Origin of the sequence: Kitasatospora sp. NPDC088134, assembly GCF_044741705.1 — a bacterium.
Lineage (GTDB): Bacteria > Actinomycetota > Actinomycetes > Streptomycetales > Streptomycetaceae > Kitasatospora.
The window spans coordinates 79,734-101,024 of the sequence record NZ_JBIUTD010000010.1; the positions used below are offsets into that span (position 1 = coordinate 79,734).

Genomic DNA, 21,291 nt, shown 5'->3' on the forward strand with positions numbered 1-21,291 from the left:
TCCCGGCGTCCCGGCAGCTGCTCAGGCCGCGGGGGGCGTCTCGCGGGCCACGATCAGGCGGTCCCCGGCCCGGACGGTGCCGATGCCGGGGTCGCTGTAGCGCAGCGGGCGGCCGTCGCGGACCACGGCGAGCACCGGTTCGGCGAGCCGGCGCGGGTCCTGCCCGACCTCCTCGGGGGCGGGCCGCCGTTCGGCGACCTCCAGGCCGAGTCCGGCGGACAGCAGGTCCTCCAGGACGGTGCCGACGTCCGGGCTGAGCGAGGCGACCCCGAGCAGGTGGCCCGCGGTGTCGGCGGCGGTGATGACGTTGTCGGCGCCGCTGTCGCGCAGCAGCGGCGCGTTCTCGGCGTGCTCCACGGACGCGGTGACCAGCGCGCCCGGGTTCATCCGGCGGGCGGTCAGGGCGGCGAGGACCGCGGTGTCGTCCCGGGTGGTGGCGATCAGCACCCGGGCGGCCCGGCCGAGTTCGGCCCGCGCCAGCACCTCCGTCCGGGTGCCGTCGCCGACGATCCCGACCAGGCCGTGCCGGTTGGCGTCGTCGACCGCCGCGGCCGAGGTGTCGACGACGACGATGTCGCGCGGGGCCACGCCGCGGGCCCGCAGGGTCGCCGCGGCCGCCCGGCCCTTGGTGCCGTACCCGATCAGGACGGTGTGCCCGTGCACCCTGCGCCTCCAGGACTGTTCGCGCCATTGGGCCCGGGTGCGCTCGGTCAGCGCCCGGAACGTGGTGCCCACCAGGACCAGCAGGAAACCGAGCCGCAGCGGGGTGATCACCAGGGTGTTGACCAGCCGGGCGGTGCCGCTGACCGGGACCACGTCGCCGTAGCCGATCGTGCTCAGCGTCACCGCCGCGTAGTAGAAGCTGGTCAGCCAGTCGACCGGCTCACCGTCCGAGTCCCGGTAGCCGGCCCGGCCGAGGAACACCACCACCGCGGCCACCAGGACGATCGCCAGCACCAGGGCCAGCCGCCACAGGATCAGCCCCACCGGACCCCGGACCCGGTAGGGCATCCGCAGGCGCGACTGCTGCGGGCCCGCGCCCTCGCTGTGCTCCACCACGCTCCGAGTCTGCGGGAGACCCGCGGTCCCGGCGATCGCGCCGGCCCGTCCTCGTCCCCGGCTTGGCGGCGTACCCGTGCCACGGTGGGGGAGCGGGCCCGGCCCGGCGGGCCGTCACCACGCCCGCGGGGCGGGCACCGTGCCCCGGCGGATCGCGGCCGCCTGCTCCGGGGTGAACGGGGCCCGGAGCAGCAGCTGCTCCTGCTGGCGGGCCCGGAACAGGTCGGCGACGAAGTTCATCCGGTCGGCCAGCAGGACCCAGTCGCCGGCGGCGCTGCCCGCCAGGGTGTTCGGCGTCCGGTCGATGTCGTACAGCAGGGCCTTGAGCTCGACGTTGCGCAGCCGGGTCAGCGGCGCCGGGAAGGGCGACCGGGACGGGCCGACACCGCGCACGTCGGAGCCGATCCGCTGGGGGACCAGGCGGCCGGTCGTCGCGAAGTCCGCGGCGGGCAGGGCCAGGTCCATCAGCTGCCGGGTGATCACGGCCTCCCAGGAGCGCCGCAGGAAGCCGAGCAGCGGGACGCCCGCGGGCAGGGCGAGCGCCCCGGCGATCGCCTGCTGCAGCCGGATCTGCTCGTGCAGGCCGACCCGGAGGTTGGCGAGCAGCACGTGCTCGGCCCGCTCGCCCGGGTCGGTGGCCAGGAAGGCCCGGCCGTAGCTGTGCACCGCGGCGATCAGCAGGTCCTGGCCGCCGTCCTCCGCGGGCCCCGGGCGGAGCGGGGCAAGGCAGCGCTCCACCGCCCGTCCGTGGACGAGCTCCGGCGGGCCCGGGCGGCCGAACTCCTCGGCCAGGTCGGCGAACAGCGGCCCGAGGTCCCGGAAGACCAGCAGGTTCCCGTCCGCCACGTGCGCCGCCACCTGCCGGACGATCCGCTCCGGCAGCTCCCCGAGCGGGCGCAGCGGCGCCGGGGCCCGCCGGGCGAGGGCGACGGCGGCCCGGACCGCCGCCGGGGCGCTCTCCCCGCGGATCGACCGCCCGGCGGTGTGCGACGCCCAGGCGCCGAACGCGCACCAACTCACGTTCTCCCGGCCCAGGACCCGGGCCGTCGCCACGGCCAGCTCGTGATAGGCCAGCGTGATCCGCAGGTTCCGCAGCACGGGGTCGCCCAGCGCCGCGATCTCCGCGATCTCCCCGGCCGGGACCGCGATCCGCTCCAACTCCTCCACGGCCCCACCCTAGAGCGCCGGGACCCACGGGATCGGCCGGATCGGCGAGGACGGCACCCGAACCGGTCGGGGGGCGGTTCGACGGCGGCCGGGACCGACGGCATAGAGTGCTGCCTCGTGCCGCAGCTGGAGATATCCGACCTGATCACCGCAGTCGACCCGGAGAGCGGCCGACGGCTGCCGGTACGGCGCGCCGAAGCGGTCGAACTGCTGCGCGCCGACGGCGACCTGCGGGCCGCCCGGCTGGTGGCCGAACTGCCCGCCGACCGGGACGGGGTGCTGGACCCGGACGCCGTGGACCGCCTGCTGATCCGCGTGCACACCGAACTCCAGCGCCTCAGCGAGGAACTCCGGATCGGCCGGCGGCTGGTCCACCTGATCGGCCCGCTGAGCACCGCGATCCGGGCCACCGGCCACCCCGGGCCGTTCCGCCTGGTCGACATCGGCTGCGGGCTGGGCTTCCTGGTCCGCTGGCTGGCGGCCACCGGTGCCCTCGGCCCGGACGTCGAGCTGGTCGGGGTCGACCTCAACGCCGCCCTGGTCGGCGAGGCGGACCGGCTGGCCCGTGCCGAACGGCTCGACTGCCGCTTCGTCCACGGCAACGCCTTCGCCCTGCCGGAGGCCGCCACCGTCTACGTCTCCACCGGCGTGCTGCACCACTTCCCCGAACCCGCGCTGGCGGAGTTCTTCCGGGCCCAGGGCGAATCCCCCGCGATGGCGTTCTGCCACTACGACATCGCCGCCACCGGCCTCGCGCCGATCGGGGCCTGGGTGTTCCACCGCGCCCGGATGCGCCACCCGGTGGGCCGCCACGACGGCGTCGCCTCCGCCCGGCGGGCGCACGGCGACGAGTCCCTGCTGCGGGCCGCCGCCGCGGCGCCCGGCATGCGACCGCTGCTCTACGAACCCCGGCGGGTGGCCAACCCCTTCTGCACCACGCTGCGCCCGGTCCTCGGCGTCCGCCCGCACCTGGAGGCACCGCTCCGGCAGGCCCTCGGCCAGGCCTCCCGCCGCCTCCTCGACGCCGAGCAGTTCGCCCGGGTCGCCCGGTGACGCCCGCGCTGCCGCTCGCCGTGCTCGGCCTGGTCGACGCGGCGTTCAGCGGTTTCCGGGCCTACGCCGGCCGCGACGCCCGCATCCGCAAGCACCGTGCCAACCTGCGGGCCGCGCTGCGCGGGCTGGCGGTCGGCGCCGTCCTGCTGCTCGTCCCCGCGCTGGCCTCCGTGCTCCTGCTGCTCACCGCGGCCGACCCGGCACGCGCCTACGCGACCCTGGCCGCCGGCGGCCTCGGCTACCTGCTTCCGCTCACCGGCTACGCCGCCGCCGTGCTGCTCTCGCTCGCCGCGTACTTCCTCCTGCCGTTCCGCGCCAGCACCCTCGCCATGGTCGTCGGCCTCGGCCCGCTCACCTTGCTCCGCCCCCCGGCCGTCGCCGTCGCCTGCCTGGCTGCCCTCCTCAACGGCGGCCTGCCCTCCCTTCTGGTCGGCGCCCTGGCCGCCGCGGCAGCACTGTCCGTCGAACCGGTCGTGCACCGCCGCTGGTACCGCTAGACCCTGCGCGACCGGCCGGGAACCGCCGCACGGGGTCGCCCTCCAGGGAGGTGCTAGCGGGCGAGCAGGGCCTCGACGGCGGTGCGCACCTGGGTGGTGACGGTTTCGGGGGAGGTGGTGTCGAGCTTGCCGTCGAGGTGGAGGAAGGCCAGGCCGTGGACGACGGCCCAGACGGCGGTGGCGAGGGCGTCCGGGTCGGCGTGCGGGTAGACGCCGGTGACGATGGCGCGGACGTACTGCCGCATGGCGGCGGTCGCGGCGGCCCGGTCCGGGTCGGTGGGGTCGCAGGGCTCGGCGAACATCGCCCGGAACAGGGCCGGGTGGTCGAGGGCGAACCGGACGTAGGCGACGGCGACCCGGGACAGGTCCTCGGGGGTGCGCGGCGCGGGGTGGGCGGCCGTCAGCGCGACGGCCAGTTCGCCGTAGCCCTCGGCGGCCACCGCCGAGACCAGCGCCTCGCGGTCGGCGTAGTGCCGGTAGGGGGCGGTCGCCGAGACGCCCGCCCGGCGGGCGACGGCGCGCAGCGAGAGGGCGGCGCTGCCGTCCTCCTCCAGCAGTTCGCGGGCGGCGCGCAGGCACGCGGCGCGCAGGTCGCCGTGGTGGTACGGGGTGCTGGTGCTCGTCATCGGCCGCTCTTCCTGACCTTCTCGCATGTGAACGATGTTCACATTCTAGTCGGAGGGCCCGCCGGGGAAGCGCGCCGCCGGCCCCGGGGAGCGGGGCCGGCGGACGGTGTCAGGCGGGGTGGGCGAAGGAGGCGGCGAGGCGGGGGAGGTAGTCGGCGAGGACGGGGGCCCAGCAGCCGTAGTTGTGGCCGCCGTCGCAGCCGGGGGACAGCGAGGCGCCGTTGCCGTAGTTCACCAGGCGGCTCGACACGCCCAGTTGGGCCAGCCGGTGGTGAACGGTGGCGGAGGCCAGGGCGGTGAAGTGGTCGATCGGGCCCTGGTCGCCGGTGTAGAGGGTGGTGTCGGTCTCGGCCAGCCGGGCCAGGTTGCCGAACGCGGCCGGGTCCAGCTCGTTCCAGACGTGGTCGGCGCCGAACACCGGGTAGGGCGAGCCGAAGATCGCGTCGCTGTCCACGTAGGGACCGTAGCCGGTGCACTGCCCGGTGCCGGCGGGGCTGGAGGTGCTGACCGCGCACCACGCGCCGGTCAGGTTCAGCTCGGTGGCCAGCACCGCGGCGCGGATCTCCGCCATCCCGAAGTCGATGCCGCCGGACAGCGAGGCGACGTGGCCGAACAGCTCGGGCCGGGCCTCGGCGTAGTGCAGCGCGCCGTAGCCGCCCATCGACAGGCCGACCACGGCCCGGTGCGAACGGTCGGTCAGGGTACGGAGGTTGGCGTCGACGAACGGGACGACCTGCTCCAGGTGGAAGGTCTGCCAGTCGGCCGCGCCGACCGCCGTCCGCTGCATCACCCAGTTCGCGTACCAGCCCTTCAGGCCCCCGTCCGGCACCACGGTGATCATGTCGTCCGAGTGCAGGGCGGGCGCGGCCGAGGCGTCGTCCACGGTGCCGCCGCCCCCGTGCAGGAAGTACGTGACGGGCCAGCGGCGGCCGGGGTCGGCCGCGTAGCCGCGGGGGAGCAGGATCCGGATCCGGTGCGTCCCGCCGAGCCGGGCGGTGCTGACGGTGATCGTGAAGTCGGTGCCGGAGCGCACCTCGGGCGCGCCGACCTGGGTGAGGCCGAAGCCGTCGGCCAGTGCGGGCGGGGTGTCGTCCTGGGCGTGGGCGGGCGCGGCGCCGAGCAGCGCGGCCAGGGCCGCGGCGGCGGTGGCGACGGCCACCGTCCGGGCCCGGCGGTACCAGGCGGTCGGGGTGGGGAACACGGCGGGGAACACGGGCGGCTCCTTCGGAGTCGGGTCGGTGGTGCAGGGGGGAAAGCAGGGTGGGAAGAAGGGGGATCAGAGCGCGCAGTAGGCGTCGGCGGTGGCCTTCGAGGTGTCCTGCTGGCCCTTGGTCGGGCCGATCAGGTGGAACTCGCTGTTGACGCGGACGATCTCCTTGCTGCCGTCCTCGCTCGCGTACCAGTCGCTGTAGTAGCCGAGGACGGCCCCGTTGTGGCCCCAGACCCACTGGCCGCAGGGCAGCCGGAAGTGGGCGATGCCCAGGCCGTAGCCGACCGTCCCGTCGGTGCCTGTCGGCACCGTGGTGGTGAGCTCGGCCTGCTGCGCGGGCGGCAGCAGCCGGCCGGTCAGCAGGGCCCGGCCGAAGTCGGCCAGGTCGTCCAGGGTCGACACGATCGCCCCGGCCGCCCCGAACGCCTGTACGTCGGAGGTGGTGGCGTCCAGGATGGCGATCCCGACCACCGGGTACTCGTAGCCGTGCAGGTAAGTGCCGTGCAGCGTCGGGTCGGTGGTGGGGAAGGTGGTGTGCCGCAGGCCCAGCGGCTCGATGATCCGGTGCTGGACCTCGGTGGCCGGGTCGTTCCCGGTGACGGCCTTGATCACCATCCCGGCCAGCACGTAGTTGGTGTTGGCGTAGCTCCACTGCTGCCCCGGCCCGGCGGTCGGCGCGTGCTGGGCCAGGGCCAGGTCGACCAGGGTCTGCGGCGCCCAGGTGCGGGTGGGCTGGGCGTTGAGCGCGTAGGAGAGCGCGAACCCGCTGTCCTTGGCGTAGTCGGGCAGCCCGGAGGTGTGGTTCAGCAGCTGGCGCACGGTGATCCGGCCGCCGTCGTAGCCGTTCGCCGCCACCGCGCCGGGCAGCCAGCGGGCGACGGTGTCGTCCAGCGACAGCCGCTGCTCGGCCTCCAGTTGCAGCAGGACGGTGGCGGTGAACGCCTTGGTGTTGCTGCCGATCCGGAACTGCGCGGCGGGGTCGGCCGGCACCCGGGTGGACAGGTCGCCGACGCCCGCGTGCACGTACTGGGCGGTGTCACCCTGGCGGACCAGGCCGATCACGGCCGGGTAGCCGTCGGCGACGCCCTGCAGGGCGCCGGCCTGGAGCAGGGCGGCGGCGGTCGGGGTGCCGGCCTGCGCGGTGCCGGTGCCGGCCGCGGCGGCGAGCAGTAGAGCGGCCCCGGCGGCGGCGAGGCGGAGGGACTTCATCGGAATCGGACTCCTCGGGCGGTGGGCGGGCCCGGCGCAGCTCCGGGGACGGGCCCCGGGACCGGACGTGCTCCGATGCTGCGGACCGGGCGGCCGGGACGGACAGGCCAGCGACCGGTCATCGCTGACCGCCCGTCATGGCCGGGTCAAGGGGCCCGCCCTGACGGCCCGTGGGCCGCTACGGGTCCGGGGCGGCCGCCGGGAAGACGGCCGGGGCGTAACCGGGGTGGTCGCGGCGGTACGCGTGGCCCAGGTGGTGCTGGAGCCGCAGGTGCCGGAACTGGTACACCGCACCGCTGCGCCGCAGCACGCCGCGCCGGTAGGCGTCGTCCAGGAAGGCGGCGGGCCGCCAGGGGAGCCGGCCGGTCAGCGGCAGCCAGCACCGGGACAGCACCAGCCACTGGCCCCAGGCGGTGAAGGCCAGCAGGTAGGCGGCGGTGCCGCCGAGCCCGCCGACGGTGCCGATCAGCAGGCCGTCCGCCAGGTTCCAGCTGAGCGGCCCGAGCAGGCCCCGGAACGAGACGGCGACCAGCCGCCCGCCGAGCGCGATGGCCAGGGTGAGCGCCGGGGCCAGCACCAGGAACCGGCGGACGACGGTGGCCCGGTTCGCGGCCAGCAGGCCGGCGGGGGTGGCGGCCGAGGCGGTGTCCACGGGGGCCTCCAGCGCGGCGGTCAGCCCGAACACCAGCCCGGCGGCGGTGCCGAAGATCAGCCCGAAGCAGAACATGTCGATCAGGGTGCCCACCAGCAGCGGCGGGCGGGCCGGACCGCTCCCCGCGTACAGCGCCCGCTCCAGGGCGATCGCGCACGCGCACCCGACGCCCATCAGCGACCCGCCGAGCAGGCCGTGCAGGAACTGGGTGGCGAAGGTCCGCACCGGCCGCCGGACCAGGCCGGTCCCGGGTCCGCCGCGGGGGCCGGGCAGCCGCAGCCGGAACCGGCTCGGCTCGAACAGCGCCTCGCCGCCGAGGGCGAGCAGCAGCGCGTAGATCGCCCCGAAGGCCAGCCCCGCGATCGGCCCCATCAGGGCGCCCTGGAGCAGCACCTCGGACGGCCCCGCCTGCGGCGTGCACAGGCCGACCAGCCAGTCGGCGACCGCGACGCACAGCGCGGTGGACGCCATCACCACGGCGGTGCGGGTCGAGCGCGGCAGCGCGTCGCACAGCCGCCACCAGGCCAGGTCCTGCCGCTCGGGGCCGAGCCCGTCCAGCTGGTGGGCGAGCCGGGCCAGCCAGTGCCCGGCCCGGCCGGCGTCCCACTCCGGGGTGCGGCGCCGGGCCCCGGTGGCGTCCCGCTCGGGCACCTGCCGCCGGTAGACGGCCGGTACGAAGTCCGCCAGCAGGTGCTCCTCCAGGGCCCGCCCGGTCGGGAACCGGTCCGCGTCCAGCAGCTCGGCCGGGTCCCGCTCCGGGGACTCGCTGTAGACCGCCCGGGCCAGCACCACCATCAGCGGGGTGGTCAGCACCGCGGCCAGCCGCTCCGCCGCCGGGGTCCGTCCGGCCCCGACCTCCGCCAGCACGGCGTCCCAGCGCGTTCCGTTGCCGGGCGTGCCGTTGCCGGGCGTCCCGTTGCCGTGTGCTCCGTTCCCGGGTGTTCCGTTTTCGGGCGTTCCGTTTTCGGTGCTGCCGGTCACCGCCCGGTCCGTCCGGGGCAGGTAGTGCACCAGGTCCTCCGGGGCGAGGTCGGCCAGCTCGACGGTCGCCGCCCACAGCAGCGGGGCCCGGACCTCCCGGACGGCCTCGGCGAACTCGGCGCGCCGACTGGTCAGCACCAGCGGCAGCGCGCTGGCGTTCAGCGCCCGCAGCGCCTCGCCGCGCAGCCCCTCCGCGATCTCGTCGAACCCGTCCAGCACCGGCAGCACCAGCTCGGCGTCCACCAGCGCGGCGGCCAGCGTCGACCCGGACGGGCCCCGGCGGGCCAGGTGCGGGTGCTCGCGCAGCAGCCGGTCCACCAGCCAGTCCCGCAGCGCGGTGGCCGTCGGGTCCCAGGACCCCAGGCCGAATACCACCGGCACCCGCCCCGCGGCGGCCGACGATCCCAGGTGGTCCAGCAGGAACCGCACGGTCAGCACCGTCTTGCCCGAGCCCGCCCGGCCGAGCACCACCAACCGCCCCGACGGGACGCGCCGGTACAGCCCCAGCACGCCGCGCAGGTCGCCCGCCAGCTCCAGCGGACCGGGCGCCTCCCCCGGCCCGAGCCGCTGCACGTTCTCCGGACGGTCCGTCAGCTCGGCCGGGCCCGGCCGCCAGCGCACCGGCAGCGGGAACGGGTCGTGGACCCGGCGCTGCGCCTCCTCCCGCTGCCAGCGGCGGCGCACCTCGGCCGCCAACTCCCGCGCCGGACCGGCCAGGTGGGCGTCCAGTACAGGTGCGGGGGCGGACGGTCCAGGCTCCGGTTTCGCTTCGGCGTCCGGTTCGGCGTCCGGTTCGGCCTTCGGTTCGGCGTCCGGCTCGGCATCCGGTTCGGTTGCGGTGCGGGGCGCGGAGAGCAGCCGGGCCAGCAGGCGGCGGTCTTCCGCGTCGATGTCCAGCGCGTCGGCCAGCAGGTGCACGGTGCCCAGCCGGTGGTCGGTGGAGCCGCCGCGCTCCAGCCGCCGGATGGTCCGGACGCTCACCCCCGAGCGCTCCGCCGCCTGCTCCTGCGTCAGCCCCGACCGATCGCGCAACCGGCGTAACAGCGCGCCGAGTTGATCTGCCACCGGAGACCTCCCCCTCACCTACCTACCCGCCAGTACGGACCCGGGCGAGCCTACCGGGGGCGACCGGCCACCGATGGCCGGTCGCCCGACCTGGCCGATTGCCGCCCGCCGCGCCACGATCGCTGCCCCGGCGGACGGTCGTCGCCCCGGTGGGCGGTCGCCGACCACGACGCACGGTCGCGGACCACGACGGACGGTCGCGGAGCACGACGGACCCCGGTGGACGGTTGCGGACCCCGGCGGAGCGCGACAGGAGGAGTCGACGTGGCACACCGCTACTGGTGCGGCGAGTGCGGGCACCGGACGCCCTGGCTCGGCGCCGCCGACGCCGAGCGGCGGCACCTGGCGCACTACGCCGCCCGGCACCCCGGCACCGCCCCGGGCGGCCACGTCCAGACCCGCCGCACCCTCGGCGGCTGCGCCTGCCTCGGCCTGACCGTGCTGCTCCTGCTGCTGCTGGCCGTCGCCGCCGCCCGCCTCCGCTGACGGCTCGCCGGCGGGCCCGCGCGGGCCGGAATGTTCCGGGGGAGCGGGGAGTTGACAGCGGGACAGGACCCGGTGGAACACGGAAGGCGGTGGCACGATGGTGCGTGCGGTGTGGAACGGGGCGGTACTGGCCGAGTCGGCGGAGACGGTGCTGGTCGAGGGGAACCACTACTTCCCGCCGGAGGCGCTGAACCGGGAGTACTTCGCCCCCAGCGACACCACCACGGTCTGCTCCTGGAAGGGCACCGCCCGGTACTGGACGGTCGCGGTGGACGGCGCCGAGAACCCGGACGCCGCCTGGTACTACCCGGACCCGAAGCCGGAGGCCGAGCACGTCCGCGACCGGGTCGCGTTCTGGCGTGGGGTGGAGGTCGTCACGGCCGACTAGCCCGGTCGCCCCGGTCGCTCTCGCGGGCCAGCGCGGCCAGCCGTTCGGCGTCCGGGGTGCCGGGCTCGGCGGACCAGAGCACCACCTGCTGCTCCGGCGCGCCCGCGTAGCGGAAGGTGTCCCAGTCCAGGGTGAGGACGCCGACGGCGGGGTGCGCGATCCGCTTGCTGCCGAAGTCCTGGTGGGCGACCCGGTGTTCGGCCCACCAGGTGCGGAACTGCCGGTCGGCGACCGAGAGTTCGCCGACCAGCGCGGTGAGGGCCGGGTCGGCGGGGTCGGCCCCGGCCTCCATCCGCAGCACCTCCACGCAGGTCCGGGCGACGTCCTCCCACTCCGGGTAGCGCTCGCGCAGCACCGGGTCGGTGAAGACCAGCCGGATGTAGTTGCGCTCGGCCTCCGGCACGGCCCCGAAGTCGCGCAGCAGCGCCGCCGCCAGCGGGTTCCAGCCCAGGATGTCCAGCCGCGGCCCGAAGACCAGCGCGGGGGTGTCGGAGAGCTGCCCGAGCAGCCGGGCCAGGTGCGGGTGGACCCGCAGCCGGGCCGGCCGTCGCGGCGCCGCGCGCCGACCCGCCCCGGCGGCCCGGCCGAGCAGTTCGGCGGCGTACGCCCGCTGGCTGCCGTCCAGCCGCAGCTCCCGGGCGAGGGCGTCCAGCACCGGCGGCGACGGGGCCAGCCGCCCCTGCTCGATCCGCACGTAGTAGTCGGTGCTGATCGCGGCGAGCTGCGCCACCTCCTCCCGGCGCAGGCCGCGGACCCGGCGCCGGCCCGGCCCGCGCTCGGGCAGGCCGACCTGGGCGGGGGTCAGCTCGTCCCGGCGGTGCTTGAGGAAGGCGCCGAGCTCGCGGAGGTGTACGGAATCGACCACGCTCCCAGGATGGCACCGGCGGCGGCCCCGCTGCCTGGGAGAGATCCCTCCCAGGATACGGTCCGACCTTCCTCGGCCCCCGCCCCCGGGCGGAGGGTGGAGCACGGGGCCGGCAGCCGGCCCGCCCCGTGATCCCAGGAGCAGCAGATGCGCACCGATGTCCACTTCCCCACCAACGGCCTGCGGCTGGCCGGCCACCTGTACCTGCCCGAGGACGCGGCGGGCCCGCTCGCCGCGGTCGTCGTCGGGCACCCCACCACCGGTGTGAAGGAGCAGGCCCCGGCGGTCTACGCCGCGCACCTGGTCGCCGCGGGCTTCGCCGTGCTGACCTTCGACGCGGCTTTCCAGGGCGAGTCCGAGGGCGAGCCGCGCGGCCTGGAGGACCCGTTCCAGCGCGCCGAGGACTTCCGCGCGGCGGTGTCCTACCTGACCACCCGGCCCGAGGTCGACGCCGAGCGGATCGGCGTGATGGGCGTGTGCGGCTCGGGCGCGTACGTGCCCTACGCCGCGCAGACCGACCACCGGATGAAGGCCGTCGCGGGCGTCTCCGGCACCGACGTCCCGAGCTTCTTCCGCGGCGCCGACCCCGAGGGCTGGCGCCGGATGGTCGCGGACTCCGGGCGGCTGCGCAGCGCCGAGGCGGCGGGCGAGCCCGCCGCGACCTTCCCCGTCCTGCCGGAGCGGGCCGACGCCGACACCCCCGCCCCGACGGCCGAGTTCGTCGACTACTACAAGACGCCCCGCGGCGCGCACCCGCGCTCCACCGGCGACCTGGTGGTGCGCAGCGCCGACCTGCTCGACCAGTTCGACTCCTTCGCCGACGTCGCCAAGATCGCGCCCCGCCCGCTGCTGATGATCGCCGGCACCGAGGCGGTCACCCGCGGCTTCTCCGAGCGGGCGGTCGCCGACAGCCCCGGCAACGCCGAGCTCCTCCTGATCGACGGCGCCACCCACGTCGACCTCTACGACCGCGAGCAGTACGTCGCCCCGGCCGCCGCCGCCCTGGTCGCCTTCTTCCGCACCCACCTGGGCTGAACGCGACCTCCCCGGGCGCGCCCCCGGCGGTGGCAGGATGCCGGGCACGGCGGAGCGGAGCGCGGCGGGATTCCGGGCCGGGCAGACCGGGCTGGTGGTGGAGGTGCCGGAGGCGGAGGCGGTCGTCGCGCGGTGGCGCGAGCGGTTCGACCCCGGGGCCGGTTCGGCGGGCGGTTCGCGGAGCGCGTGCCGCACCTGACCGTCGCCCGGCACCCGGACGCCGCGCTGCTGAACCGGATCGAGGCCGACCTCGCCGTCCGGCTGCCCGTCACCGCGCGGATCGGGGCCGTGCGGCTGATGGTGCACGACGGCGCCCGGTGGCGGCGGTGTGCCTCGTTCCCGCTCCGGGCCCGGTTGGTGGCGGGGTGGCGGGGTGACGGGGCGTCAGGGGCGGTGGGTCGGGAGTGCGCCCCCGGCGTGCGGGGTGGAACGAGCGCTGTTGCGGCCGCCGGTGCCACCGTTGCCGTGGCCGGCTCCCGTGGGCCCGGGGTCGGTTCTCTCCGTCGGCCCCGTCTCGGACGGCGGTGTCGTACGTCGGCGAACGGGTGGCCCGGGCCAGGGTCGAGGGCGGTCGGTCGGGTGGTGCCGGAGGTGACGCCCGGTCGGGTGGTGTGCGCCGGGAGGGGCGTGCAGATGGGAGGTGAGCGCCGGGTGTGCACCGGTGCGCCGGTGGGGTGGGCGGGGCGGTGGAGAGAATCCCCGCCACACGCGGTCCGCCGGGAGCGGGCCGGACCACCTCCGGGGAGAAGGGCAGCGCCGTGGCGAACGCGTTCCAGCGCATCAAGATGACCGAGATGTTCGAGGCCTTCGACACCGACCGGAACGGCTACCTGGACCAGCACGACTTCCGGGCGCTGGCCGACCGCTGGCACCGGCTGCCCCGGGTGGCGGGCGATCCGGAGCTGACCGTCCGGGTGGAGCGCCTGATGATGGGCTGGTGGGACCTGCTCGCGGCCGCCGCCGACGCCAACGGCGACGGGCGGGTCGACCTGGCGGAACTGCTCGCCATGGTGGACCGCCTCCCGGAGCTGCGCGACACTGTCCTGGCCACCGCCGACACCGTCTTCGACGCGGTGGACGAGAACGGCGACGGGCGGATCTCCCGCACCGAGCACCGCCACCTGGTCGACCTCTGGCACGGCCGCCCCACCGAGACCGGCGACGTCTTCGACCGGCTCGACCTGGACGGCGACGGCTACCTGAGCCGCCCCGAGTTCCGCGAGCTGTGGGCGCAGTTCTGGATGAGTGGCGACCCGGCGGAGCCCGGCAACCTGCTCTGTGGCCCGCTCCCGGTCGGCAGTTGACGCCGGGTCGGGCGGTGCGCGGCCGGCTCCGGTGGAGGGCTCCGGGCCGGGCCGGCCGCGCGGTGACGGGCCGTCAGTCGCCGTCCGCCCCCGGGGTCGGGGCCGGTGCGGCGGCGGGGGCGGCGGCCGGGGTGCGGGTCAGCAGGCGGAGCAGGACGGCCGCGGCCGCGGCCAGCAGAGCGCCCGTCAGCAGGGAGTGCTGGGCGTAGGAGGCGAACAGGGCGACCGGGCCGAGGGCGCGCGGGAGCAGCGGGAGCAGGGCGAGCAGTCCGACCAGGGCGGGGCGTCCGGTCCGGGGGAGGCCCAGGCCGGCGGCCAGCAGCATCGCGGCGTCGAGCACCAGGGTGTCGAACAGGCCCGGGACCGCGCCGACCACCGCCACGACGCCGAGGCCGCCCGCGACGGAGCGCGCGGCGGTGCGCCGGTCGGGGCGCTCGGTCAGGCGCAGCGGGGCCAGCCACAGGAAGAGGCAGACCACCAGCGGGCCGCCGAGGGTGCCGAGCAGGTGCGAGGTGCTCGCGCCGATCCAGCTGTGCGCGTGCAGGACGGTGGCGGCGGCCGCCGTCCCGACCGCGGCGGTGGCGAGCAGGCGGGTGGTGGTGACCCGGCCGAGCAGCAGGGCGAGCAGCGCCAGGGCCGTCAGCGCCTGGCCGAGCCAGGCCAGGCGGTCGCCGCCCGTGAGCAGCGGCCCGTCCGGGGGCAGCAGTTGGTGGCCCAGGTCCCACTGCCGGCGGAGCAGCAGGCCGGTGCCGGCGGCCAGGGCGACGGTCAGCACCAGCGGGGCGGCCCCGGTGGCGGCCCGGCCGAACGGGCGGTCCGCGCCCAGGCCGAGGCGCAGGCGCAGGCCGTGGGCGGCGAGTTGGGCGGCCTCGGCCAGGACGCCCGCGCGCGGCCGGTCGGCCATCGAGGCCAGCGCGGCCTCCGCCAGCTCGGCCCCGTACCGCTCGCGGTAGTGCGCCGGGTGGAGCCGGAGGGCCCACGTCAGCAGTCGTTCGCCGGTCATCCCGTTGCTCCCTGCACTCGCGGGGCCTGCCGCATCCGGCGGCGGGCCTCCATGGCCACGGCTTCCATCCGGCGGACCTCGGCGTCGAGGTCGGCCCGGCCCTGCTCGGTCAGGGCGTACACCCGGCGGGCCCGCCCGTCGACGACCTCCTCCCGCTCGACCCGGACCAGGCCCTGGGCGAGCAGGCGGTCGAGCGCGCCGTAGAGGGTGCCCGCGCGGAGGCGGACCCGGCCGTCGGAGATCCGGGTCACCTCGCCGAGCAGGGCGTACCCGTGCCGGGGCGCGTCCGCGAGGGCGGCCAGCAGCAGGAGGGTGGGCTCCCGCATCGGCTGGCTGTGGCTGCTGCGTTCACTCATGCACCCTGTATATACCGGATGACTGACTATGGTCCAGTGCGATCGGCCCGGGAGGGACGGGGGTTGACGGTGGATCAGGGTGCGCGGCCGGCCTCCGGGATGCTGCGGGCGGATGTTCGGATGATCGGTCCAGAGTCGAACTCCCTTGCGGGTAAGGGGGGTTGGCCGAAAATGACGTGTGCGACCGGCGGGGCGCGGTTTCGGACACCCCTGCCGGGGCCGTCGCCCGGCGGCCAGCGCCGATGGCCGGAGCGGGCCCGGCGAGCGTCCGGGGTGGCGCAAAAGCGCTCTTGCGGGGCGCGCGGGCGGGCCAGCAGCATGCACTCCCGGTGATCACGGTCGCACCGTCGGTCGCCCGCGGGCGGGCCCCGGCGCGGCGCGGTGCCCTCCGGCACCGGCGCCCCGGTCCGCCGCCGCCCGCGTCCCCTCGTGGCCGAGCAGAAGAGGTAGCCGTGCGATCCACCACCCAGGCGTCCCCGTCCCGCCGCAGACCCGGGCCGGCCCGGGCCGTCGCCGGGGCGCTCGCCCTCGCCCTGGCCGGGTTCACCGCCCCCGTGCTGTCGGCCGCCCCCGCGCACGCGGCCGGACCGGCCGGGCCGCTCGCGTACGTGGCCGACGCCGGGCGGGGCGCGGTGACGGTGGTCGACGCCGCCACCCGGCAGCAGGTCCGGCAGATCGGCGTCGGCGCGGACCCGGCCCGGGTGGCGGCCGCCCCCGACGGCGGCCGGGTCTACGTCACCGACCGCGGCGGCGCGCCCGTCTCGGTGATCGGCACGGACACCGGCACCGTCCTCGGCACCGTCGCCACCGGCGGCGCCACCCAGGCCGCGGCCGTCGCCCCCGACGGCGCGCACCTGTACGTCGGCGACTGGAACGGCACCGGCCGGGTGTCGGTGATCGACACCGCGACCCGGGCCGTCACCGCGACCGTGCCGATCGGCGCCACCGCCGAGGACGCCGCGGTCTCGCCCGACGGCAAGGAGCTGTACCTGACCCAGTCCCGGGGCGTCACCGTGGTCGACACCCGCAGCAACACCGTGACCGCGACCGTCGCCCTGCCCGGCTCGCCCCGCCGGGTCGCCTTCGCCCCCGACGGGCGGCACGCCTACGTCACCGCGTACGACACCGGCGTGGTCGCCGTCCTCGACACCGCCACCCGCACCGTCGGCCGCGAGATCCAGCTCTACGCGGGCACGGTCGGCGTGGCCGTCGCCCCCGACGGCGCGCACGCCTACGCCAGCTCCGAACTCGGCCCCACCGTGGCCGCGTTCGACACCGCGACCGGCCAGGTCGGCCCGATCGTCGAGACCCCCGACAGCCCCGGCGCGCTCGCCCTCACCCCCGACGGCACCCGGCTCTGGGTCGCCAACCCGCAGAACGGCTACCTGACCGTGGTGGACGTCGCCACCGCCAGCGTCGTCGACCGGGTGCACGCGGGCGACCGGCCGGTGGACGTGGTGGTGGCCGCGCCCGCCCCACCGGCCCCGCCCGCGCGGGCCGACCTCGCCGTCGGGCTGACGGCGGTGCCCGCGCCCGCGCTGCTCGGCGGCCGGATCGACTACACGCTGACCGTCGCCAACCGCAGCACCGCCGCGACCGCCGCGGCGACCGTCTCGGCCGCCGTCACCCCGGTCACCGTCACCGCGACTGCACTGGGCGCCGGCTGCACCGCCGCGCCGGGCGCCGTCACCTGCGCCTTCCCCGCGATCGCCCCCGGCGCCACCGCGACCCGGACCTTCAGCCTCCCGCTCGGCCTGCTCGGCACCGCCTACCAGGTGACCGCCACCCGCACCGCCTCCACCCCGGCCGACCCGGACCCGTCCAACGACAGCGCGAGCCGCAGCTGCGCGGCGCTCACCGCCCTGATCGTCAACTGCTCCTGACGGAACCGGTGTTGACGCCCCGCTCGGCCCCTGGTCCGGGCGGGGCGCTCGGCTTTTTCGGGGGCGGGAGCAGGGAGATCTCGCGCGCGGGCGATCGCTGTTCCGACCGTCGGCTTCCGCCGGGAGGAACGGCGCTGACGACCGTTCGGCCGCCGGTGGGACGCTCGTCCTTCCGGGGCCGGGCCCGACGGTTCGCCGACCTCGGCGTGCAGGTTCGCCACGGCGACCGTGCCGAACCGGCCACCCCGCCGGGCGCCTTCGCGGGCACCGATCCGCCGTCGGCGGCCGGACGCCTGCCGGCGCCACCGGCCGGGCGGGGCGGGGTGGTTGTCGGAGGTCTCTGGCATCCTCCGCGCATGGAGATGACCGTGCAGGTGACGATCGACTGCTCCGATCCGCAGCGCATGGTGGCGTTCTGGGCGGAGGCCCTGGGCTACGTGCCGGAGCCCGCGCCGGACGGGTACGCCACCTGGCGCGCCTACTGGACGGCCCTGGGCGTCCCGGCGGAGGAGCTGCCGCCCGGGGCCGGGGACGTTCCGGAGTCGATCGTCGACCCCGCCGGGCGCGGCCCGCGGGTGTGGTTCCAGCAGGTCCCGGAGCCGAAGACCGCCAAGAACCGCTGGCACTTCGACCTCAAGGTCGGCGGCGGCCGCGACGTCCCCCGCGAGGTCCGCGCCCGCCGCGTCACGGCCGCGGTCGAACGGCTGACCGGCCCCGGCGCCACCGTCCTGCGCATCAAGGACGACCCGGACACCGGCTTCTACGCCGCGGCGATGCAGGACCCCGAGGGCAACGAGTTCGACATCGTCTGAACCGGTGGCGACCGTCCGAGGGCCGGTCGCCCACCGGCGGCACCGGCTACTGCTCGTACGGGAAGCGGGCGAGCGGGGCCGGCCGGGCGAAGAAGGTCTTGGCGCGGGTCAGGGCGCCGGTGTCGGCGAGGACCTGGCCGGGGGCGCTGCCGTTGCCGAGCAGGACGCCGCCGAAGTGCATCTTCAGGTAGGCGGCGGAGTGGTGGAGGGTCAGTTCGAGCGGGCGGGCGACCTCCTGCTCGGCGTGGGCCATCGCGGTGACGCCCCACAGGGTGCGGCCCGCCATGGTGGCGCGGAAGTCGTGCCCCGGGGTGCGCAGCCAGCGGGACCAGTGGTCCAGGTAGCGCTTGGTGGGCGTGGAGACCGAGTACCAGTACAGCGGCGAGGCGATCACCAGGTCGGTCGCGGCGAGCGTCGCGTCCAGCAGCAGGCGCTCCGCGCCCGGCGCGACCTCGGCGCCGCCCGAGCCGTGCCGCACGTCGGCGTAGTCGGGCAGCTCCAACTCGGCCAGCCGCAGCCAGCGCTGCTCGGTGCCGGACGGCAACTGCTCGGCGGCGGCCCGGGCCAGCGCCTCGGTGTTGCCGTCGGCCCGGGTGCTGCCGAGCAGGAAGAGGAAGGAACGGGTCGTCATCTGCGCCTCCGGTGCTGGTCCTTGCACAGTGTGGATACCTGCGTGTGCAGGCATCAATCGGCCGCGGCCGCCCGGCATTCCGGGGGCCCGGGGCGGCCGGTGATCCCCGTGCGGTGCGGCTGCGAACAACCCTGGAATCGGCCGATGATCGAGATCCTCGCCGGCACCGACGTGCTGTACCGGCCGCACCTCGACCTCGCCACCGTCACGCTGAACGGCGTGGCCCTCGGGGCCCCGGCCGCCGACGTCCCGCGCCGGAGCATCGAGGAGGCCAACTCCGCGCTGGTCGCCCGGTACCGGGGCGGGAGCGACAGCGAGAGCGAGTACTGGGACGCCTGGGGCAACCGGGTGAGCCTGATCAACTTCGGTGACTTCGAAGGGAATTCGGCCCCGTGACGGGTCGGCCCAGGCGGGCGGCGAGCTCGCGCAGGTAGTGGGCGGCGTCCGGGACGGTGTGCCGGGAGGTCGGGGTCAGCCGCCCGGGTAGCGGGACCACCAGTGGGGGTCGCGGCCCGGGATGTATTCGCTGCCGGCCGGGGAGTCGGTGAGTTCCTGGAGCAGGTCGCGGGCCAGGGTGTCGAGTTCCCAGACGAGTTCGAGGCGGCTGAGCAGGGGGACGGGCAGGGCGTCGACGCCGTGGGCGGCGCCGAGGAGGGCACCGGCCGTGGTGGCGACGGACGAGCCGTCCGGGGCGGTGGCCGCGTGGCGCAGGGCGGCTTCGACGGTGTCGCGGCCGGGGCGGCGGGTGACCACCAGTAGGGCGCCGAGGAGGGCGGAGACGGCGGTGGCGTCGGGGGCGAGTTCGGGGAGCAGGGCGGGCGCGGCCGGGTCGCGGAGCAGGGCCAGGACGTCCGTCGGGCTCGCGCCGTTCGGCAGCGGGAGGCGTTGCAGCAGGCCGTGCAGCGGGTGTTCGGGCCCGGCCGGGGCAGTCGCCCAGGTCCGGAACGGGTCCGGGGTGACCAGGCAGTGGCCGACGAGTTCGGCCGCGGCGAGCGCCGCCTCCTGGGCGTCCGGCGCGCCGTGGGTGAGCGCGGCGGTGTCCCGGACCACCTTCTCCGCCCACTCGCCCTGCCCGCGCAGCAGCCAGAGCAGTCCGAGCGGCAGGCCCCGGGTGAGGGCGTGCGCGCCCCGGCTCGGCCGGACGGCGGCGGGCACGCCGGGCCGGGGCTCGGGCCCGGTGAGGGCGTCGACGGTCGCGGGCGCGGACCCGCGACGCTCGCGCAGCGCCGGGACCTGGGCGAGCCATCCGTCGGTCCGGGTCGCCGGGCGGACGCCCTGGAGGACGGCCCACCGGCCGTAGGCGCTGCCGATCACCGACGGCTCGTGGCAGATGCCCCGGTGGTTGCGCCGGACCGAGCCCCGGATCGTCCCCTCCACCGTGAACGCGGTCAGCTGGGTCGCCACGCCGATCCGCAGCGGCCCGGCGGCCGGCCACCGGCCGCGCACCACTCCCGCCGCGTCCCCGAGCGCCGCACCGAGCAGCAGTCCGCGCACCCGGGCCTGGTCCACCTCCACCGGCAGTGCCATGTCGCCGCCCCCCGTTCCCGTTCCCGTCAGCCGTCCGAGAACGACACTCCATCACAGTGCCGGAGGGGAAGGGGGAGCGGGGCCGGGAGAAGGCGCGGGGCAACGGCGACAGGGGCGGGGCAGTGCCGTGCCGTCGCCCCCGTTCCCGTCAGCGGTCCGGGAGCGAGAGTCCCTCACCGGGTCGGCGGGGAAGGGGGAGCGGAGGCGGGGCGCGGCAGCCGTGTCGCGGCGGGGTGGGGGAAGGCGCGGGGCAGTGCCGTGCCGTCGCCCCCGTTCCCGTCAGCGGTCCGGGAGCGACAGTCCCTCACCGGGCCGGAGGGGAGTGGGGCCCGGGCCGGGGCGTGGCAGCGGGGTTCAGGCGCCGTGCGGGACGATGGCGACCGGGGCGAGGCAGTGCTTGACGGCGGCGTGGGCGACCGGGCCGAGGTGGTGGCCGGGGCGGCCGACGACGACCAGGGCGGCGCTGTCGGCGGCCTCCAGGACGGCCCGGCCGGCGCCGCCGAGGGCGGTCTCGACGGTCAGCTCCACGTCCGGGTGGGCGGCCGCCAGGCCCGCCGTGACGCGGGACAGCTCCTCGCGGAGGGCGGTGTCCTGGACCTCGGTGTCGGTGATCGGCGGCACCCAGCCCGGGACGGCCGACCAGAGCGGCACCATGTCCCACCCGTGCACGGCCCGGACCCGGCCGCCGAGCCGTCCGGCCCCCTCCAGGGCGAAGTCGACCGCGGCCGCGGACTCCTCGCCGGCCAGGCCCACCACCACCTCCGGCGCTCCCGCCGGGGTCGGGGCGGTCCCCTCGCGGACCAGCACCACCGGCCGCCCGGCCCGGGCCGCGACGGCCAGCGCCACCGAGCCCGCCAGCATCCCGGACAGGCCGCCGGGCCCGTGCGAGCCCAGCACCACCAGGTCGTAGTGCTCGGCGACCGCGACCAGCGCGTCCGCGGGGTCGCCCGCGCCGGTCCGGGTGAACACCACCAGACTGGGGTGGCGCGACGTCAGGTCGACGGCCAGCGACTCCAGTTCGGCCAGCTCGGCGGAGTGCGCCGGGTCCAGTGACTCCTCCGCCTCCGGATCGTTCAGGCCCAGCCACGGCCAGGCCCGGAACACCGTCAGCTCCGCGCCCCGGCGTCCCGCCTCGGCGGCGGCCCACTCCACCGCGGCCCGGGACTGCGCCGAACCGTCGTACCCGGCGACGATCCCGGGCGCCGTCTCCTGCGCCGTCTCCGGCAGTGCCCCCGGCCCTGTCTCCGGGACCGTTTCCGGCGCCGTCTGCGGGGCGGTCCCCGGCAGGGCCTCCCGGGTCGCTCCCGGCACCGTCGGCTGCGTCGTCGGCTGCATCATGCGCGTGTCCTCTCCTCCCGACGGCCCGTCCGCCGTCCCCGCCCGGCGCGCGACTCGGCCCCGGGCACCGCCTCGGCTACCCCGGGCGGGCCGCCGCATGCCGGTCCCCGTGATCTTCCGCCCGCCGGGCGCCCCGTCCGGCGT

The 21,291-nt window shown here is 76.8% G+C and carries 22 protein-coding genes; 10 read left to right on the top strand and 12 right to left on the bottom strand.

All coding sequences use genetic code 11. The annotated features are described in order from the left end of the window. Positions 1–21 precede the first annotated feature (21 nt). The gene (locus ACIOHG_RS18020) at positions 22–1,059 is read right to left on the bottom strand and encodes a potassium channel family protein (protein WP_400951364.1); all 1,038 of its coding nucleotides are present in this window, start codon (positions 1,057–1,059) and stop codon (positions 22–24) included. Between the two features lie 114 nt (positions 1,060–1,173). After that, the gene (locus ACIOHG_RS18025; RefSeq protein WP_400951366.1) at positions 1,174–2,226 is read right to left on the bottom strand and encodes a hypothetical protein; all 1,053 of its coding nucleotides are present in this window, start codon (positions 2,224–2,226) and stop codon (positions 1,174–1,176) included. A 117-nt stretch (positions 2,227–2,343) separates the two neighbouring features. Between ACIOHG_RS18025 and ACIOHG_RS18030 the strand changes: the two genes are divergently transcribed. Continuing rightward, positions 2,344–3,279 (top strand): class I SAM-dependent methyltransferase, encoded by a 936-nt coding sequence (locus tag ACIOHG_RS18030; protein ID WP_400951369.1) that lies wholly within the window; start codon positions 2,344–2,346, stop codon positions 3,277–3,279. After that, positions 3,276–3,776: a hypothetical protein gene (locus ACIOHG_RS18035; protein ID WP_400951371.1), complete on the top strand. Its 501-nt coding sequence runs from the start codon at positions 3,276–3,278 to the stop codon at positions 3,774–3,776. The genes ACIOHG_RS18030 and ACIOHG_RS18035 overlap by 4 nt, the downstream gene beginning before the upstream one ends. 53 nt (positions 3,777–3,829) lie before the next feature. Here the strand turns inward: ACIOHG_RS18035 and ACIOHG_RS18040 are convergent, their stop codons facing one another. The 4 genes from ACIOHG_RS18040 to ACIOHG_RS18055 all read right to left on the bottom strand — a co-directional run bounded on the left by ACIOHG_RS18040 (position 3,830) and on the right by ACIOHG_RS18055 (position 9,537). Beyond that, complete coding sequence (locus ACIOHG_RS18040; protein ID WP_400951373.1) at positions 3,830–4,402, bottom strand: TetR/AcrR family transcriptional regulator; 573 nt, start codon at positions 4,400–4,402, stop codon at positions 3,830–3,832. A 109-nt stretch (positions 4,403–4,511) separates the two neighbouring features. Beyond that, entirely contained in the window at positions 4,512–5,615 is a 1,104-nt protein-coding gene (locus tag ACIOHG_RS18045; RefSeq protein WP_400951376.1) for an alpha/beta hydrolase, read from the bottom strand. A 63-nt stretch (positions 5,616–5,678) separates the two neighbouring features. Beyond that, positions 5,679–6,821 (bottom strand): serine hydrolase domain-containing protein, encoded by a 1,143-nt coding sequence (locus tag ACIOHG_RS18050; RefSeq protein WP_400951378.1) that lies wholly within the window; start codon positions 6,819–6,821, stop codon positions 5,679–5,681. A gap of 178 nt (positions 6,822–6,999) precedes the next feature. Further along, positions 7,000–9,537 carry a helix-turn-helix domain-containing protein gene (locus ACIOHG_RS18055; protein WP_400951381.1) on the bottom strand — a complete coding sequence of 846 codons (2,538 nt, stop codon included), beginning with the start codon at positions 9,535–9,537 and terminating at the stop codon, positions 7,000–7,002. 246 nt (positions 9,538–9,783) lie between these two features. Here ACIOHG_RS18055 and ACIOHG_RS18060 point away from each other — a divergent pair, with 246 nt between their 5' ends. Together ACIOHG_RS18060 and ACIOHG_RS18065 are read left to right on the top strand one after the other, a co-directional pair. Then, complete coding sequence (locus ACIOHG_RS18060; RefSeq protein ID WP_400951383.1) at positions 9,784–10,005, top strand: hypothetical protein; 222 nt, start codon at positions 9,784–9,786, stop codon at positions 10,003–10,005. A gap of 97 nt (positions 10,006–10,102) precedes the next feature. Beyond that, positions 10,103–10,393, top strand: a complete 291-nt coding sequence (locus ACIOHG_RS18065; protein WP_400951386.1) for a DUF427 domain-containing protein — start codon at positions 10,103–10,105, stop codon at positions 10,391–10,393. Here ACIOHG_RS18065 and ACIOHG_RS18070 read toward each other — a convergent pair. Continuing rightward, positions 10,380–11,258, bottom strand: a complete 879-nt coding sequence (locus tag ACIOHG_RS18070; protein ID WP_400951389.1) for a helix-turn-helix domain-containing protein — start codon at positions 11,256–11,258, stop codon at positions 10,380–10,382. The two genes, ACIOHG_RS18065 and ACIOHG_RS18070, sit on opposite strands and share 14 nt — an antisense overlap. A 147-nt stretch (positions 11,259–11,405) precedes the next feature. On the opposite strand from ACIOHG_RS18070, the gene ACIOHG_RS18075 reads away from it, so the two are divergent. The 3 genes from ACIOHG_RS18075 to ACIOHG_RS18085 all read left to right on the top strand — a co-directional run bounded on the left by ACIOHG_RS18075 (position 11,406) and on the right by ACIOHG_RS18085 (position 13,597). Beyond that, the gene (locus tag ACIOHG_RS18075; protein ID WP_400951391.1) at positions 11,406–12,293 is read left to right on the top strand and encodes an alpha/beta hydrolase; all 888 of its coding nucleotides are present in this window, start codon (positions 11,406–11,408) and stop codon (positions 12,291–12,293) included. Between the two features lie 37 nt (positions 12,294–12,330). Continuing rightward, entirely contained in the window at positions 12,331–12,492 is a 162-nt protein-coding gene (locus ACIOHG_RS18080) for a hypothetical protein (protein WP_400951394.1), read from the top strand. 559 nt (positions 12,493–13,051) lie between these two features. Continuing rightward, complete coding sequence (locus ACIOHG_RS18085) at positions 13,052–13,597, top strand: EF-hand domain-containing protein (protein WP_400951397.1); 546 nt, start codon at positions 13,052–13,054, stop codon at positions 13,595–13,597. Positions 13,598–13,670: 73 nt separating this feature from the next. Here the strand turns inward: ACIOHG_RS18085 and ACIOHG_RS18090 are convergent, their stop codons facing one another. Beyond that, positions 13,671–14,600, bottom strand: coding sequence for a hypothetical protein (locus tag ACIOHG_RS18090; protein ID WP_400951400.1), 930 nt, complete (start codon positions 14,598–14,600; stop codon positions 13,671–13,673). Beyond that, a complete protein-coding gene (locus ACIOHG_RS18095) occupies positions 14,597–14,956 on the bottom strand; it encodes a PadR family transcriptional regulator (protein WP_400951402.1) in 360 nt (119 codons plus the stop codon). Before ACIOHG_RS18095 ends, ACIOHG_RS18090 begins: the two co-directional genes overlap by 4 nt. Positions 14,957–15,408: 452 nt before the next feature. Between ACIOHG_RS18095 and ACIOHG_RS18100 the strand changes: the two genes are divergently transcribed. Continuing rightward, positions 15,409–16,839: a beta-propeller fold lactonase family protein gene (locus ACIOHG_RS18100; RefSeq protein ID WP_400951405.1), complete on the top strand. Its 1,431-nt coding sequence runs from the start codon at positions 15,409–15,411 to the stop codon at positions 16,837–16,839. A 356-nt stretch (positions 16,840–17,195) separates the two neighbouring features. Further along, the gene (locus ACIOHG_RS18105; RefSeq protein ID WP_400951408.1) at positions 17,196–17,651 is read left to right on the top strand and encodes a VOC family protein; all 456 of its coding nucleotides are present in this window, start codon (positions 17,196–17,198) and stop codon (positions 17,649–17,651) included. A 46-nt stretch (positions 17,652–17,697) separates the two neighbouring features. Here the strand turns inward: ACIOHG_RS18105 and ACIOHG_RS18110 are convergent, their stop codons facing one another. Continuing rightward, on the bottom strand, positions 17,698–18,282 hold the full coding sequence (locus tag ACIOHG_RS18110; RefSeq protein WP_400951410.1) for a flavodoxin family protein: 585 nt from the start codon (positions 18,280–18,282) through the stop codon (positions 17,698–17,700). Positions 18,283–18,426: 144 nt separating this feature from the next. On the opposite strand from ACIOHG_RS18110, the gene ACIOHG_RS18115 reads away from it, so the two are divergent. Then, positions 18,427–18,678, top strand: a complete 252-nt coding sequence (locus tag ACIOHG_RS18115; RefSeq protein WP_400951412.1) for a hypothetical protein — start codon at positions 18,427–18,429, stop codon at positions 18,676–18,678. Between the two features lie 75 nt (positions 18,679–18,753). On the opposite strand, the gene ACIOHG_RS18120 is transcribed toward ACIOHG_RS18115, so the two are convergent. Both ACIOHG_RS18120 and ACIOHG_RS18125 read right to left on the bottom strand, forming a co-directional pair. Continuing rightward, entirely contained in the window at positions 18,754–19,809 is a 1,056-nt protein-coding gene (locus tag ACIOHG_RS18120) for an ADP-ribosylglycohydrolase family protein (protein ID WP_400951415.1), read from the bottom strand. A gap of 354 nt (positions 19,810–20,163) precedes the next feature. Beyond that, the gene (locus ACIOHG_RS18125; RefSeq protein WP_400951418.1) at positions 20,164–21,147 is read right to left on the bottom strand and encodes a universal stress protein; all 984 of its coding nucleotides are present in this window, start codon (positions 21,145–21,147) and stop codon (positions 20,164–20,166) included. Between the last annotated feature and the right edge of the window lie 144 nt (positions 21,148–21,291).